The 15,337-nt window shown below is 58.5% G+C and carries 14 protein-coding genes; 1 reads left to right on the plus strand and 13 read right to left on the minus strand.

Going from position 1 to position 15,337, the window contains the following annotated elements:
- Positions 1–53: 53 nt before the first annotated feature.
- The 7 genes from AB4061_RS08910 to AB4061_RS08940 all read right to left on the minus strand — a co-directional run bounded on the left by AB4061_RS08910 (position 54) and on the right by AB4061_RS08940 (position 6,599).
- A complete protein-coding gene (locus tag AB4061_RS08910) occupies positions 54–995 on the minus strand; it encodes a Bug family tripartite tricarboxylate transporter substrate binding protein (RefSeq protein WP_441632864.1) in 942 nt (313 codons plus the stop codon).
- Positions 996–1,164: 169 nt separating this feature from the next.
- Positions 1,165–2,145: a tripartite tricarboxylate transporter substrate-binding protein gene (locus tag AB4061_RS08915; RefSeq protein ID WP_441632866.1), complete on the minus strand. Its 981-nt coding sequence runs from the start codon at positions 2,143–2,145 to the stop codon at positions 1,165–1,167.
- Between the two features lie 133 nt (positions 2,146–2,278).
- Positions 2,279–3,055 (minus strand): enoyl-CoA hydratase/isomerase family protein, encoded by a 777-nt coding sequence (locus AB4061_RS08920; protein WP_441632868.1) that lies wholly within the window; start codon positions 3,053–3,055, stop codon positions 2,279–2,281.
- A 9-nt stretch (positions 3,056–3,064) separates the two neighbouring features.
- Complete coding sequence (locus AB4061_RS08925; RefSeq protein WP_441632870.1) at positions 3,065–4,255, minus strand: CaiB/BaiF CoA transferase family protein; 1,191 nt, start codon at positions 4,253–4,255, stop codon at positions 3,065–3,067.
- A gap of 47 nt (positions 4,256–4,302) precedes the next feature.
- The gene (locus AB4061_RS08930) at positions 4,303–5,091 is read right to left on the minus strand and encodes an SDR family NAD(P)-dependent oxidoreductase (RefSeq protein WP_441632872.1); all 789 of its coding nucleotides are present in this window, start codon (positions 5,089–5,091) and stop codon (positions 4,303–4,305) included.
- Between the two features lie 10 nt (positions 5,092–5,101).
- On the minus strand, positions 5,102–6,238 hold the full coding sequence (locus AB4061_RS08935; protein ID WP_441632874.1) for a thiolase family protein: 1,137 nt from the start codon (positions 6,236–6,238) through the stop codon (positions 5,102–5,104).
- A 4-nt stretch (positions 6,239–6,242) separates the two neighbouring features.
- Positions 6,243–6,599, minus strand: a complete 357-nt coding sequence (locus AB4061_RS08940; RefSeq protein ID WP_441632876.1) for a Zn-ribbon domain-containing OB-fold protein — start codon at positions 6,597–6,599, stop codon at positions 6,243–6,245.
- A 212-nt stretch (positions 6,600–6,811) separates the two neighbouring features.
- Here AB4061_RS08940 and AB4061_RS08945 point away from each other — a divergent pair, with 212 nt between their 5' ends.
- Positions 6,812–7,951, plus strand: coding sequence for a PrpF domain-containing protein (locus AB4061_RS08945; RefSeq protein ID WP_441632878.1), 1,140 nt, complete (start codon positions 6,812–6,814; stop codon positions 7,949–7,951).
- Between the two features lie 529 nt (positions 7,952–8,480).
- Here the strand turns inward: AB4061_RS08945 and AB4061_RS08950 are convergent.
- The 6 genes from AB4061_RS08950 to AB4061_RS08975 all read right to left on the minus strand — a co-directional run bounded on the left by AB4061_RS08950 (position 8,481) and on the right by AB4061_RS08975 (position 15,334).
- On the minus strand, positions 8,481–9,644 hold the full coding sequence (locus AB4061_RS08950) for a porin (protein WP_441632880.1): 1,164 nt from the start codon (positions 9,642–9,644) through the stop codon (positions 8,481–8,483).
- A gap of 189 nt (positions 9,645–9,833) precedes the next feature.
- Entirely contained in the window at positions 9,834–10,931 is a 1,098-nt protein-coding gene (locus AB4061_RS08955) for an XdhC family protein (protein ID WP_441632882.1), read from the minus strand.
- Positions 10,932–11,073: 142 nt separating this feature from the next.
- Entirely contained in the window at positions 11,074–12,321 is a 1,248-nt protein-coding gene (locus tag AB4061_RS08960) for an MFS transporter (RefSeq protein ID WP_441632884.1), read from the minus strand.
- Positions 12,322–12,627: 306 nt separating this feature from the next.
- Complete coding sequence (locus AB4061_RS08965) at positions 12,628–13,266, minus strand: isochorismatase family protein (RefSeq protein WP_441632886.1); 639 nt, start codon at positions 13,264–13,266, stop codon at positions 12,628–12,630.
- The gene (locus AB4061_RS08970; RefSeq protein ID WP_441632888.1) at positions 13,256–14,305 is read right to left on the minus strand and encodes a 2,5-dihydroxypyridine 5,6-dioxygenase; all 1,050 of its coding nucleotides are present in this window, start codon (positions 14,303–14,305) and stop codon (positions 13,256–13,258) included. The genes AB4061_RS08965 and AB4061_RS08970 overlap by 11 nt, the downstream gene beginning before the upstream one ends.
- A gap of 24 nt (positions 14,306–14,329) precedes the next feature.
- Positions 14,330–15,334: an amidohydrolase family protein gene (locus tag AB4061_RS08975; RefSeq protein ID WP_441633178.1), complete on the minus strand. Its 1,005-nt coding sequence runs from the start codon at positions 15,332–15,334 to the stop codon at positions 14,330–14,332.
- Positions 15,335–15,337: the final 3 nt, after the last annotated feature.

Raw genomic sequence — 15,337 nt, forward strand, 5'->3', positions numbered from 1 at the left:
CGCTCGCTCAGGCCTGCCAACATTTTTCGCGACTTGCAGTTCGGTACCAGGCCTCACGAAAATCCTCGACAAATATAGGCGCCAAGACGGTCCCCTCCACGATTGGCCACCCATGCAGCGGGCAGCGTAGAAGAACTTGGCACTGTCCAGTTAATAATAGGTTCCCAAAAACTGCGCAATACGTTGAACTTAGAAATCGCCTCGGCTGGAGAGCTGCCGGCGCTGACGAAGCCAAGCGTTCGGATCTTGCTTGCGAACCTGTCGTCTCTAACTGCCTTCCCGATGGCGGTGCTCCATTGCGCTACGGTGCTTGCAGGTGCCTGAGGCGGCAGACATATCGCCAACGTCCCCACCGCGGTCAGGTCCTTAAAACCGAGTTCGGCAAATGTGGGCACGTCAGGAAGGAGCAGTGAGCGTTGCGCAGATGTGATAGCAAGGACGCGTAGCTTTCCCGCATTGTGATACTGCGCAAAATCTCCCACTGTTGAGGTTCCTGCCGCGACGTTTCCGCCAATCAGGTTGTTGATCATCGGTGCAGCGCCCTGAAAGGGAACGTCCTCAAGAGGCGTGCCAATCTTCTTCCCAATTTGCAGACCTAGGAAGTGAGTTGGACCTCCGGAGGCAGCATGGCCGAAATTCGCCTTGTCGGAATGTGCGCGTACCCACACCGCATACTCTGCAAAGGTTTTGACTGGAGAGGATGCTGGCACAGCCAGAGCCATTGCAAACTCGGCAACGGTCGACACCGGGCGGATGTGCTTCTCCGGTACGTAATTGAGCTTCCTGAAAACGGACGGATAGATAGATGTCAGGAAGTCCGGACATAACATCGCCACGCTTCCGTCCGCCGGCGCCGCACGCAACGCTTCTACCGCAATGCGCCCGCCTGCCCCAGGTTTGTTCTCTACAACGACAGTGCGATTAAGCGGTTCGTGCAGGTACTCGGCCAGCGCTCGTGCGACGACGTCCAGTGTGCCACCTGGTGAAAAGCCCACGAGTATCCTTGCGGGAGCGGCAGGCCCGTGCTGTGCGAGGGCCGGCGACACAAGGGAGTACATGACAGAGATGAACGTCGCCAGACGAAAGAAACGTGATCTATAAGGTTGTCTCAAGCTCTTCTTCTCCAAGTTGGCTACTGACAAGACTTCGTATGAAGAGACGGACTCAGTCGAGCGGTTTGAAGCCCGAGTCCGCGACGACCTTTCGCCACCTGTAAAAGTCAGAGTTGACCCGCTGCGTGAACTGGGCAGAGTCTGCGCCACTGGGCTTAAATGTCAGCAGTCGAAAGCTCTCCTGCACACTAGGCTGCTGCAGCGCGCTCTTCACCGCGCCCTGCACTTGTTGTACAAATTTGTTCGGAGTGGCCGCTGGATAGAACAGTCCTGTGTAATCCTCAGTAGCCAAATCCGGGAAGCCTGCCTCGGACGCGGTCGGAACACCTGGCACACTACGTTCAGTGCCGCTCGTTGCCAAAAGCCTAAGTCTGCCTGTCGACAGATGGGGAACAATCCCCGCAAGGACGTCAATACCGAAAGGAATCTGTCCGCCGTTGAGCGCCTGCAGATGAGGCGCACCTCCGTTAAACGGAACGTGATTCAGTTGGATACCACCGGCTCGCGCAAGGAGAAACCCGAGAAAATGCGGGATAGAACCCGTTCCTACCGCCCCATAGTTTCCGTTTAGTGGGTTCGCTTTCACCCATTGGACATACTCGCGCAGCGTCGTGACTTTGGGTGCCGCGGCAGTGCTTGCAATGTAGCCGAACTCCATATTCACGACAGACGTCACCGGCACAAAATCTCGCAACGGATCGTAGCCCAGGTTCTTATAGGCGTGCGGATAGACTGCCATCAACGAAGACGAAGTGAGAAGCAACGTATTGCCGTCCGGCTTTGCCGCCTTCACGTAGGTATTTGCGATACGTGCGCCGGCGCCTGGCTTGTTCTCGACAATCACTTTTGCGTTAAGTGGCTTTTCCAGGTGCGGGGCCACGATTCTCGCAATCGCGTCGGTCGCGCCACCAGCAGGAAATCCCAGAATGATCCGGACAGTGCGGTCAGAAGCTCCAAAAGCTTGGGCCCGGACCAATCGGCTACCGCTGATGGCCCCAATGCCAAGGGTTGTGAGGACTTGTCTGCGTTTCATGGCTCTACTATTGTCTCCGTTTTGTGTTTTGGCTACGTTGCGATGACGTTGCCGGGGACCTGCAGTAAGTAGGCGGTCTGTCGCCGCCTTTCATGATTCATCTTCTGCCGAAGCTCGTGCCTCAGCTCACCGATCAGCGCCCACGGAAAACAGGTGCGCGCTTCTCCGCAAACGCGCGCCGGCCTTCCAATCGGTCTTCTGTATCCCTTAACAAGCCAAACGCCTGCCGCTCCAGCTCCAATCCAGCAGCTAGCGAAAGCTCCCGCCCGCTCATGGCCAACCCCTTGACCGCCGTCATTGCCAGCGGAGCATTCGCCGCCATGTTTCCTGCAAGCGCGAGTGCGGTGTCCCGCAAAGCAGCGAGAGGCACAACTTTGCTGACCAGGCCGATCCTCAGTGCCTCCGCGGCATCGATCCGTTCGCCAGTCAGAAGCATCCACATCGCGTCCGACTGACCAACCGCGCGAACTAGACGTTGTGTGCCGCCAGCGCCTGGTATGCTCCCCACCCGTACCTCCGGCAAGCCAAACTGCGCATTGTCCGAACAGATTCGGATATCCGCCAACAGGGCCAGCTCAAGTCCGCCGCCCAGTGCATAGCCATTGACAGCTGCGATGACTGGCTTCTGGGTCTGGAGTGACCCGAAATTCAAGCCCCTTGTGCCGCCCCCGTAGAGCAGGCTCGCCGCACTTTCCGCGGGGGGCATCGTCTTCTTTAGGTCAGCGCCGGTGCAAAACGACCGATCTCCTGCGCCCGTCACGACAAGGACTCGGATAGCTTCGTTCCGCGAGACCTCATCCCACGCCTCGAGCAATTTCTCGTTCGACTCGGGGTCGATTGCGTTCATCGCATCGGGCCGGTTTAGAGTGACGAGCGCAACGCCGTCATGGATACTCAACGTAATCGACATGGATACAATTCAGTTTCTTTGGGGAATGGATGCCACTACAGCCTCAATGCTGTCATCGGGAAAGCCCATCTCGGTAAGGACTTCGCGCGTGTGCTGCCCGATGGTTGGCGCGGGACGACGCGCATGGGGCCGCTCCCCGACGGCGCCGATCATGCTGCGCGGCATTGTCAGCGCCCCTGCAACGGGATGCTGCATGGACTCAGCAAGCTCCCCTTCGACGAAGGCTGTCGACTGGACCACTTCGGCGTAATCATTGATTGGTCCGCAGATGATGTCCACGGCGGCGAACTGCTCGAGCCAGAATGCTCGAGGACGAGCACCCATGTGCGATTCCAGCGCACCCAGCAGCGCGTCACGATGCTGCAGGCGACTCTTGTTATCACAGAATCGCGGATCATTGGCGAGCTCCGGGACCCCGATCGCCCCACACAAGGCCTCCCAGCGCGCGGGGTGGTATGCCGCGACCATGATCCATCCGTCGGAGCACCGCAACGCTTCGTTTGGCGTGGCGTATGGTGCGGCATTTCCCTGTGGGCCTGGCACTTTGCCGTCTGCGAAGTAGGTAGCGAAGGTCGTGTGCTGCAACGCGATGGCGCTCGCGAACATGCTGGCTTCCACATGCTGCCCCCTTCCATTTTTCTGCCGCTCTGCAAGGGCAGCAAGGACCGAGATAGTGGCTAGATACCCCGTAACGAGATCGACAACCGGCACTTGGACCTTGCAGGGCTCTCCGCCCTGCGATCCCGTGACGCTCATGAGCCCACTCACCGCTTGCAACACACCGTCCACACCAGGCAAATCCCGGGTGGATCCAAGCTGTCCATAGGCTGACACCGAGCAATAGACCAGTTTCGGATTCCTCTCTGCCACCGTGGCATAGTCAAGCCCAAATCGCGCCATCACACCCGGACGGAAGCTCTCCACCAGCACGTCTGCCTCTGCGATGAGTTGCCGCGCTGCTTCCAGATGTTCCGGTTGCTTAAGATCGAGAACAACGCTGCGCTTGTTGCGATTCAGGGCCAGGAATGGAACTCCTTCGCCGTTGACCCACGGAGAGAGTGCGCGGGCGAGGTCTCCCGAGGGAGTTTCGACCTTCACTACCTCGGCCCCAAGATCCGCCAAGCAAAGTGTGCAGGTAGGACCCGCCATCACTTGGGTGAAGTCGACCACTTTCAATCCGCTGAATGTGTTTGCTAGCATGTGATGCTTAAGTAGCGTTTGGGAGTTCTCGGAATTACATCAGATCGCTAGACGGACGGGCTACTGAGGCTTCGGCCGCCACATACGTACAAAAGTTGGCCGGTCACGTAGCTCGAGCCTGGTTCCGCAAAGAATCGGACGGCCTGGCCAATATCCGCCGGCCTGCCGATGCGCTCCATCGGTACAGACTTTTGCAGGCTTTGCTTAACTTCCTCTGTTAATGATGCGAACAAAGGCGTATCGACGATGCCAGGCGCCACCGCGTTCACGGTAATGCCTTTGCGCGCATACTCCAACGCAAGAGAACGCGTCAGGCTGACGACGGCACCCTTGGAAGCCGAATATGCAGCTTGCCCGCGGTTGCCCAGCCACGCACGTGAGCTGATGTTGATGATGCGACCAAACTTGTTCTCAGCCATGTGCGCCAAGACTGCCTTCGCGCAGATGAACTGCGAGTCGAGGTTCACCTGGATAACCCGCTTCCAAAAATCCAAATCCATTTTGGACACGAGCCTATCGCCGCCGATTCCGGCATTGTTCACAAGGATGTCAACGCGTCCGTGGGCTGCAACAATCTGGGCGACAGCGGCTTCCACCGGCTCGACGGAGCTCACATCGACCGAGAACGTGTCGACTTCTGCGCCTTCGCCAACAAGTGCCTGCCTGGCCTGCCGCAGTGCCGTCTCGTCAAGATCCCATAGCGCGATACGGCAACCAGCTTGAGCCAACGTACGCGCAATGCCAAATCCAATGCCCTTTGCACCGCCAGTGACAATAGCAACAAGACCGTCCAGCGTGGACGGCGCCCCTGTAGCGGAAGTGGTGATCTGATTCATGTGCTTATGGTCAGAGTGAGAGAATGTGGATGGAGCAGGCTGCGTGATCCACGCCCCAGATTCCACCGCCGGTGACTTGCGTGAGGCCGAACCGCGCACCTTGCACCTGGCGTGCACCTGCTCGGTTCTGGAGTTGCTCACATACCTCGACGATTTGCGCAATACCAGTTGCGCCGGGCGGATGCCCTTTCGCTAGAAGGCCACCACTCGGATTCACGGGCACCCGTCCGCCCAACGCCGTAGCGCCGCTTGCCAACAGGCTGGCCGCCCCGCCGCGGTCGCACAGGCCCAATGCCTCGTAGTACAGCAACTCAGAAATGGTGAACGCGTCGTGAACCTCCAGCAGACTTAGGTCACCAGGTCCAATGCCAGCTTGTTCATAGGCGAGTTCCGCGGCGCGAGCAGTAATCTCTGCCTCCGTCATGTCGACCGGCTCCGTTTCGAAAAGGCCGGACTGCACAACCGACGCGAGGACCCGGACAGGTTTCGCCACACCGGAAGAGGGCTTGGTGCTCAATACAACAGCGGCTGCCCCGTCAACTACAGCGGGACAGCATTGCAGCAGCGTGAGCGGCTCAGCGACCGCGCGAGATGCAAGAATCTCCTCGCGCGTGGCAAGCTTCGCGAACTTGGCAATCGGATTCAGAACGCCATGCTTTCGGTTCTTGACGGAGATATCCGCGAGTGTCTCAGGTTCCAAGCCGTGTTCGTACAGGTACCGCTTCGCCCGCATGGCATAAAGAGCGGGCATGATCATGCCGCGCTTGTTATTCCAGTCGTGCTGGCTGAGCTGCAGTGGTCCGCCACCGAGGCTACTCAGTTGATCCATGCCGAACACGACCACAGTGTCGTACTGACCTACCTTAAGCGCCTGCAGCGCAAGGTTCAATGCGGTGGCGCCGCTCGAGCAAGCATTGTCCACGTTGTAGACTGCCCCACCCTTTGTGTGGAGCTCACGCAGGGCGCGCTGACCCGGCAAGGATGCTCCAAGAGCGTTGCCACAGTAGAATGCTTGTACGTCGGAAATGGTTATGCCGGCATCGGTCAGAGCGTCAAGAATTGCGGATTGCGCCAGTGCTTCTTCGGTCAACTCCGGGAATCGACCAAAATTGGTGATGCCGACGCCGGTGATCAGTGGTTGATTCATGGCTTTATTCTTGGAAAGCGTAATCRGGAGTGCCGTCTGTTAGCGCAAAAGGCACGATGCGCAAGGTGCTGCCGATTGCGGGAGGCTGACCGTCAAAGAGCAGCCGCCCAAATGCACGCACGTCAGGCTCGAAATCAACCATCGCGAGGCCGTAAGGTGTCTTGTCCTTACCGGGGTGAACGACGGTATAGCTGTACAGACGTCCGATCGGGCCGAGTTCAATCTCTTCTGCCTGCTCCTCACCATGCACGAATACGATTGGCGGGAACTGAAGCGGATTGCCCCCAACGCGGGTGGCAACGAGAACCATGCCGCCAGGGTTCTCGCGGAAATGGGGTTCCGTTCGTTTGCTGATCTTCAAAGATGTCTCCAATCCAGGTGGCGATCGCCACTGCAGGGTCAACTTTGACCATCCGGCGCGGCGGAGTCATTGGAGTTTTGTTTGTCATTGTTTAGTTTGGCTGAACAATGCGAAAAGTCTTTAGCGCTTCTAAAGGGACAGGAGTCGAAATGAAATGACGATGCAGGCGAAGACGAACATACTCCGACGAACCAACCACATAGATGCCGAGTATGAAAGAACAAGTTCGCGTGCCCGTCACTCTCATGCGGGGCGGCACGAGCAAAGCCGTCTTCCTTGCACAGCGGCATTTGCCCCAAGATCCAGAGATGCGCCGAAAGTTTCTACTCGCACTTTTCGGCAGTCCTGACGTACGTCAGATTGATGGGCTTGGCGGAGCCGATATCCTTACAAGTAAATGCGCCATCATTGGTCCCCCAACGCGGCCAGACGCTGACATTGACTACACTTTTGTGCAAATCGGCATCGACGAGCCAACCGTGAACTACGAGATCGTCTGCGGCAACATTTCTTCCGCCACCGGTGTCTATGCATTGCAGGAGTCGCTGATTGCCGTGCAAGAACCAGTCACAACTGTACGCGTGCACAACACCAACACCGGGAAGATCTTGCGCATGAATATCAATTGCGCTGATGGCGAACCCAGGGTGGAAGGCGACTGCGAGGTGGATGGCGTACCAGGAACCGGAGCAGAAGTCTCGCTAGACTACTCGGACACTAGTGGAGGCGCGACTGGCAAGCTGCTCCCCACCGGGAACGCGATTGACAAGGTGTATGTCTCGAAGCTTGACCGGGAGATTGCCGTTTCCATCGTTGACGTCGGTACGGTCTGCGTGTTCATCCGAGCCGCGGACCTAGGGGCCACCGGTACGGAACTGCCCGGTCAGCTAGGCCCCCGAGTCTATGAGGCTGCCGAAGAGGTTCGGGCTTGGGCTGCCGAGCGTTGTGGCTTAGAAACCACGATCACGCCATATCAAATCCTCGTCGGCCCAGCGCAGGATTATCGAAACGTCGCGGGTGACCGCATCGTCAACGCATCGGAGGTCGACCTGGTCGCCCGCATGGTGCTCAAAGGCGGGGTCATGCATAAAGCATTTCCGGGTGGAGGTTCCGTCTGCCTGTCCGTGGCGGCGCAGATCGCGGGATCGATCCCCGCCGAAGTGCGTGCCCGCCACGTCGGCCCGGCGCGCATCCGAATCGGTCATCCGAGCGGGGTGCTGGGTATCTACGCGCACGTCGAACGATCTGCAAACGACGAGTGGGCAGTCCGCGAAGTGCATTTCACCCGAACGGCCCGTCGGCTAATGGAGGGAACTGCCTACATCCGACGGCGCCTTCTCGAGGACGCCTAACTCTGCCGATCTCTTCGTCGTGCGGATTTTCCTAGTGCATATCGAACGGTGCGGGCCTCGTCCCGCGTCATCGGAACAAAGCCCCCGAGTGGCCGGCACTCCTGCCAGCCCTCCCCCCAACCAGATTTTGCACCCCCGACAACCTTTCAGAGCGTCGAATCGCGGTAGGAATACAAGTTGCCCAGTATCGCAGCAGCGCCTCCGACGTCCTTTGGGTTCTAGCCGGATGATGCAAGACCGCCGGGACTCCTCCCAGCTACCGCCTATGCGATAGCCTTCCCAGCAGTCGAGCTGGGCCATGCAATTGCGTGGGGCCAACCTCCATCTTCCTGATTCTTGTTGTGCCCTAACTCCAAGATAGCAGTGGTGGGCGTGTTGGCCATTTTTGTTTCTAAGCGATCACGAAGATCGGCGAAGAGCCAAAGAAAAACTACGCCGGCACCTACACCGGCATAGCCAAAAGGAAGCTCGACGCAGCAGTGTCGGCCAAACAGCGGAGCCCAGCCCTGTTGCGTCGGACCCTCCATGCTCAGAACTTGTGGCGAACGCCGATGGCGACGCCCAGCATGTTACTTTGGCCATTGGCCAGAGCGTAGCTGTTGCCAAGGGCTAGCGTGTTCGCATAAAAGGTGCCAAGAGACTCAAGCATCAGCCCTGCATTCTTTGCGTAGGCCGTGGACAAGTACAGGTCCGTGCGTTTGGACAATGCATAGTTTGCTAGAAGCAAAACTTGCCACGGGTTGGGCGCATTGATCCCGTACAGATTCTTCATGTCGTCATAGTTGTACTCAAGCGCCAGGCCGATGGCGGGCGTGACCTGATAAGTTGCGCCGATCCAATAGAAATTGTCACGCTGGATAAGCTCGCCAGACGCGTTCTTATTCTGGCCCCAGCGATAACCGCCCATGACCCTCGCGGTTTCACTGAACGAGTAGCTGGCCCCAAGCGCCGCCTTCTTCATCGTGCCACTGCTCGCGCCGATCGTCGGGTTCCACTGGTCATAGGCAACAGTTACGCCGACGGGACCGCTCGAATACGCAATGGCAGCGCCATAGGCGGAGTCGCGGCGAAATGCTCCCGGAGCTTCGCCATTGCCACCGATTGGAGTCGAGATTCCGACTGAGGCTGGTAGCGCCAAGCCGGTACCGAATGACCAGTGCGTCGTTGCGGTCACCGGGCCGAACTGGCCTCTATATTTTATCGCATTGTCCTCACGGAAGTTGGCGCCCGTCTCCAGCACCACCGGCTCGTACTGCGTAGCGAATGCGGTAGGAGAGAAGTTCGCAAGCGCATCGAACAGCGAGGTGTACTGTCGACCAAAGGTAATCTGACCGATACCATCTTTCGACAGCCCGACAAAAGCCTGACGACCAAATAGGCGGCCGCTCTGCTGCAGAGTGCCGGTATCGAGGTTAAAGCCGTTCTCCAGTACAAACAGACTTTTAAGACCCCCACCAAGGTCCTCGGTGCCGCGCAGACCCCAGCGCGATCCAGCCCAACCGCCCGAATTCATGCGGACGACATTGTTCGACGGACCCGGGTTAAAGCCATTCGTTGCGGTCGGTATGCTGCCGACATGATTGGCGTATTCGATGTTCATATCCACCACGCCGTATAGCGTGACGCTAGACTGCGCGACTGCGCTCCCCATACTGGCCAGCAGTGCGGCTGTGGCCATCGCCTTCGGTCTCATGAAGCTCTCTCCTCGTTCTTTTGTGGGTGGGTACTGCAAATTGCTATTTCTTTCTTGGCGCTCGTCTTCCTAATCATCGAGCGCGAGCGCACTTACCCGAACCAGCGCGCCGATGCCGGCCACGTTGGCAGTAAGCAACTCAATAAGGGATTAGCCCTCGTTGACGCTCCCCCTGCGTCAAGGGGTCAACTAGTTCGCAAGAAAACGTTCACCGCGACTATTTCGCAGCGCGTGATCAATTCGCGTGATAAGACGATCTTGATTTTTTCCGCACGCCAGCCCGTTCTTCGCGCTTGCTATGTCCATGTCCTGAGCAAGCTTCACTCCGTTCTTGAACGCCAGAATCTCTGCCATCACGCTCACAGCGATCTCGGGAGGTGTCTTGCTGCCGATGTAGATTCCAATCGGTCCACGCAGTCCTGCCAGAGATTCTTCGGTCTCCCCGAAGTGTTCGATGAAGCGGCGCCGCCGAGCTTCGTTGTTGCGACGACTGCCAATGGCGCCCACGTAGAAGGCCTCAGACTTCACCGCTTCCAGCAACGCAAGATCGTCCAATTTGGGATCGTGGGTAAGCGCCACGACGCAACTGCGGCGGTCGGGGCGAAACTCCACAACGACGTCGTCGGGCATATCGGAGACAATCGTCGCACCTGGCACACTCCAGGAACCGCGGTATTCTTCTCGCGGATCACACACGATTACGGCGAAGCCACTGAACAGGGCCATCGTCGCTAAGTACTCTGTTAATTGCCCGGCGCCGATAAGAAGCATGCGGTACTCGGGACCGAATGTGTTGCGAACCCGCTGTTCGTCCACTACGAGCTCGGCAGGCTGATCGGTCTTTGAAAGGCTGATGACGCCGTCGGCCAGACGAACCTCCCGCTGCATCAACTGACCCGCCTCGAGCGACTGAACCAGGGCTACAAGCGCCTGCGCGTCCGGATCGTGCTCCAGCAGTAGTTCCAACGTGCCTCCGCATGGCAGGCCGAAGCGATGCGCCTCGTCTGCCGTGATGCCGTACTTCATGAAGTCTGGCAATCCGAGAGGTAAGGCTTGACTTGGGTCGTCGCCCGTAAGTGTCTGTGCGTAGCGATAAATTAGGTCGTCCTCAATGCAGCCTCCTGAAACGGAGCCCACGACCGCACCGCTTTCGCACAAGGCCATGATTGAGCCAACCGGACGGGGCGACGACCCCCAAGTACGAACTACGGTCGCGAGCAAGGCCCGCTTTCCGGCCGTACGCCAATCACGCAGCTTTCGCAGCACCGTCACATCCAGATTCTCCATGCTCAACCTCTTCAGAGCTACTCGTTGGGCTAACCCAAATGCACGCGGCCCCACATCGCGCCATCTTGCTCACAGCTTTACCCGTGAAGCATCAGAGACTTCGCTCACACTTCCCGGAAACGCCCTTCCAACTCGCGGGCTATCACTTGTCATCCCTCAAGCTTCCAGCTGGCACTGCAGCTCGCGTAGCCAGGCGTGTGCCGCTTCGTTCCGTAAAGGAAATCAATGCGGCGACTAGAAGCACCCCGGCTGCGAGATAGAGCCAATACACATAACTGCCCGAATGATCAAAGAGTTGTCCCGCCAGGAACGGGCCAACACCGCCACCAATCGCCACGGCCGCGTACACGCCGCCGAAGGTCGTGCTATAGCGTTTCAGTGGGAAACGTCGGCCGACGAGGTAGGCGGCGAGATCGAACTCTGCGCCAACCGAGAACCCCGTGAGGAGCAAGCCGACGAGGACGAGATCCGCCCCCCCTACAGCCAAGACCAGCATGCCGGCAGCGGAGAAAAGAAAAAGCGTGGCGGATAGCAGTGCCGCTTCGAACAGGTCGAGCAACAGACCCGTGACAATACGGCCAACAATCACTGCAGCGCCGAGGATGCTAGCAAGACGAGCTGCGCGGACCGGCGCGATGCCAATGTCAGTCAGCATGGGCACTACGTGCACGATCGTGCCGAAGATGCCCATGGAGCACAACAGGAAGATCGCGGCGATGCGGAGGAAACTTGGGTCGGCCAAAACCCGCAGACTGCCTTTCGAGCCAGAGGCCTTCCTTTCCTCACCAACAACGGAGTCTGCACCTCGCAGGAAAAAGGCGATTACGGGCACAAACGCCAAGGCCACCGCAGCGAGAGCGAAGTACGTCGCTCGCCAGCCGAAACTGGCGATGGCCGGCGTCACCATTAGCGGAGTCAGGATCGCCCCTGCACCGGTTCCTGTAATGGCGATGCCGAGAGCCAAGCCGCGCTGTCTCGAGAATTTAGCCACCAAAATACGGGTAAATGACACCGGCGATGTTGCCCCGCCAACAATTGTTAGGACGGTGACTAGCGTCAGAAAGCTGGCTAGCCCTTGCGTCAGATACCCGAGCAGAATGAACGAACACGAAAGTCCAATCAGCGAGCACAGCGCGGCCCGTCGTGCACCGTACCGGTCAATCACTTGCCCAATAAAGGGGGCCGCGCATCCGAGCAAGAGTATGCTGACCAAGGGACCCAGCGACGCGGTACCTCGGCTCCAGCCGAACTCGGCGGCGACGGGCTTTAGAAACAACCCAGCACTGTAGAAGTAGAGCGATGAAACACCACTAGCGAGACCGAGGAAACAACCGATCACGATGCGCCAATTCTGTCGAAGTTCAGAAAGCTCATGATGGGGTCGTGTCATTTGCGGATCCTTACGTCAAAGAGGAAGAATGGAAAAATTGAGAGCCAACTCCATTTGCAAAGCGGCCTAGTTAGTGGCGTGGCAGTACTAGCGCTCACTCTTCTCCACATGATTAAAGGGAGCTCTTCGTCACGCATCGAAACAGCGCGGAAGTCTTCGTCCCAACTAATACCTTCTCTGGACCAGAGATCCGGACCACGGATGCAGAGATCATCCGTGGTCCGGAATAGACTCGAAAGCTCCGCCCTTTTTCCGGGCTAGAGGAACGCCCTCCCTTTTTGGATGAGCGAGCTTCCTACGCAGCTCCTAGCTCAATTGAGCTTCGAATGCAGCTGTTGCATCAAGGGCGTCATCGCGGAACATCAAGGTCGCGTACTTCTGATTCATGTCGAATAAATTGGCGTCATGAGCTTGCAGCGACCTGTCGCCTACGCAATCAGTGACAACCAGCGGTCGAAACCCATGGCACATGGCGTCGACCACGCTGGCGCGCACGCACCCGCTGGTCGTGCATCCTGCAATCAGCAAGGTCTGCACACTGCGTTGTGACAACCAGCTGGCGAGTGACGTCCCAAAAAATGCGGAAGGATTTGTCTTTCGCAGCACCAGTTCGCCGCCAACAGGCTGCAGCTGTGGCACGATCTGGCTTCCCTCCGCGTCCTCGCGCAAGGACAGGATCGTTGGTACCTTCAGCGCGAAGATGTTGGCATCGGCGCCATCGTCTTGATACACGACTCTCGTATGTGCAACCGGCCATCTGCGGGACCGCGCCTCTGCAAGCAATCCGCGCGTGCACTCGATGGCGGCATGGATATTGCCGCCGCCAAATCTGCCTGGATCGGCGAACCCATTGATGAAGTCGACGATCAGCAGACCATACGGCGCCTTTGGAGGCATGGTGGCGCCGAAGCCCTGCTTCTGGTAGATGGTATGGTCAGCGCTCATTGAAGGCTTCCTCGATGACTTTGCCATCACGCACGACGACGGTGTCATCAACCTTCACCGTACAATTTCGCAGCGGGATGTCGAGGTGACAGGCCGTCGTGCGCGGGCCGCCGACCTCGTTGTTCGGCCCTAACGAGAATAGGAAATTTCCTTCGAACGCACGTGCGTCCATGCCAACCGTCTGCTCTCGGTCGAGCAGTGACAGTGTGTGCCAGTAGCACCGCGGCTGCATGCCCCAGCCGATGTGCGCCATGGCGTACGCCTCGGGGTCTTTATAAGCCTCCATGAACTCCCGCATCATTGCAGCGTCGACGCCGCCTTCGATTTCGCGCACAAAACCGTCACGCAAGTTCAGCGTGATCATCTCCGAAACGTAGTTCTTCTGCGGCAGCAGGATGTCGCCGCGATCGATAACGATGGTGCCGTCGCTGCCACCCTCATTGGCGAACGTGAAAAGGAAACCGCTCGGCCAGTGATCCCAGCGCCCAGGCTCTTCGCAGAAACCGTACTCGCTGATCGTTGGAAACTCTCCGATCTGGAAAGTCACATCCGTCCCAGCCGGCGAGGTCACGTGCATCTGCTTTGCGCGGCGCAACAGCTTCGATGCCTCCAGCACTCGTTTGCGATCGGCCGCAGTTGGCACGGTGCGCACCAAAATCTCGGGCGGCTCCACGGCCAGGAGGATCTTGGTTCCAGAGTCCAGGATTTCCATCTGTTCGGGCGAGAACAGCAGCAACATCAAGTCCAGCACGAGGTCGCTGCTCTTCAATGCTGCGAGAGCAACAGGATTGTTGGTGAGCGGTGTCTCGCCCAAGTAGTTCATCAGGTCGCGGCTGGTCGCTTTTTCCGCGTTGATGGGTGGCAGCTCGATCTTGGTGACGATCGCGCCAGCGGCTTGGGCCGCGATCGTCGCCGTGCGCAGCGTCTGTGGATGCGTATGAGGGGCGCACAGGATAGAAATCGTCTGCCCGGCCCGTACGTTGCTCAACCTGAGAACCTCGTCCCAAGCCTTGATCATTTGAAAATCGCTGACTGACATTGTTTGTCCTTTCTACGAGAGGTTTTAGCACTGCATGAGGGCTAAGTCGTCCGAGCTGCCCGAGCCGCCAAGCTTGAAGATCCGGCGAGCATTGCCATGGCAGATCAGCGCACGGGTTGTGTCGTCCAGCGGCGCCTGCTCGATGAACTTGCAGGCCTCCGCAGTGGATTCGTAGGGGTAGTCGACGGAGTAGAGCACAGCCTCTGCCCCGATCTCGCCGATCGCTCCCATTAATGAGGGCACAGAGCACACGCCAGATGTTGTGATCAGGATGTTGCTTCCGATGTATTCACTCGGTTTGCGCTTCAGCTTCACGCCCATTGGATAGGCAGCGTAGCGGCTGTCCATCCGCCAGCGCTGGTACGGCAGGAACTCGCCCATGTGGCCCAACAGCAAGACGAGGCCCGGAAACCGGTCGAACACGCCTCCGAACAGCAAGCGCAAGGCATGACCAGCCGTCTCCACCCCCCAACCCCAGACGGCACCCTGCAGCACAGGCATGCCGTCGAGTAGCGCGGGGGCCTGGCTGAAGCGCGTGGGGTGCAGATAGATGGGCACGCCTAGCGCCTCCGCCCTCTCCCAGAACACATCAAAGTCTTGACTCTCGTAGTAGCGCCCCAAAGTATGGCCATTGATCAGCGCGCCTTTGAAGCCGTATTCACGAACAGTACGCTCCAGCTCGTCGGCGGCTAGTTTGGGATCCTGCAGCGCCACGTGCGCGAAGGCGCCGAAGCGTTGCGGATGCCGGGCAATCCGGCCAGCGAGGAACTCGTTATTCTCACGCGCGCGACGTATGGCTACAGCCCGGTTCGTCTCCGCCTGCACGCCGGGCATCGTTTGCGACAGCACGACGTACTCGATGTTGCCGGCATCCATTTCCGCCAGACGCCGATCATCGAAGTCGGTCAGCCTTGCGCCAAGCTCAGCGAGGATTTCGGGCGGAAACAACCGCGTCATGTCAGCGGAATACTCAGAGAAACCTGGCGCGGAGAAGTGCTCTTCGAGCGCGATTTTTGGGGTGCGATTGATTTG

Origin of the sequence: Cupriavidus sp. YAF13 (assembly GCF_052113425.1) — a bacterium.
Lineage (GTDB): Bacteria > Pseudomonadota > Gammaproteobacteria > Burkholderiales > Burkholderiaceae > Cupriavidus.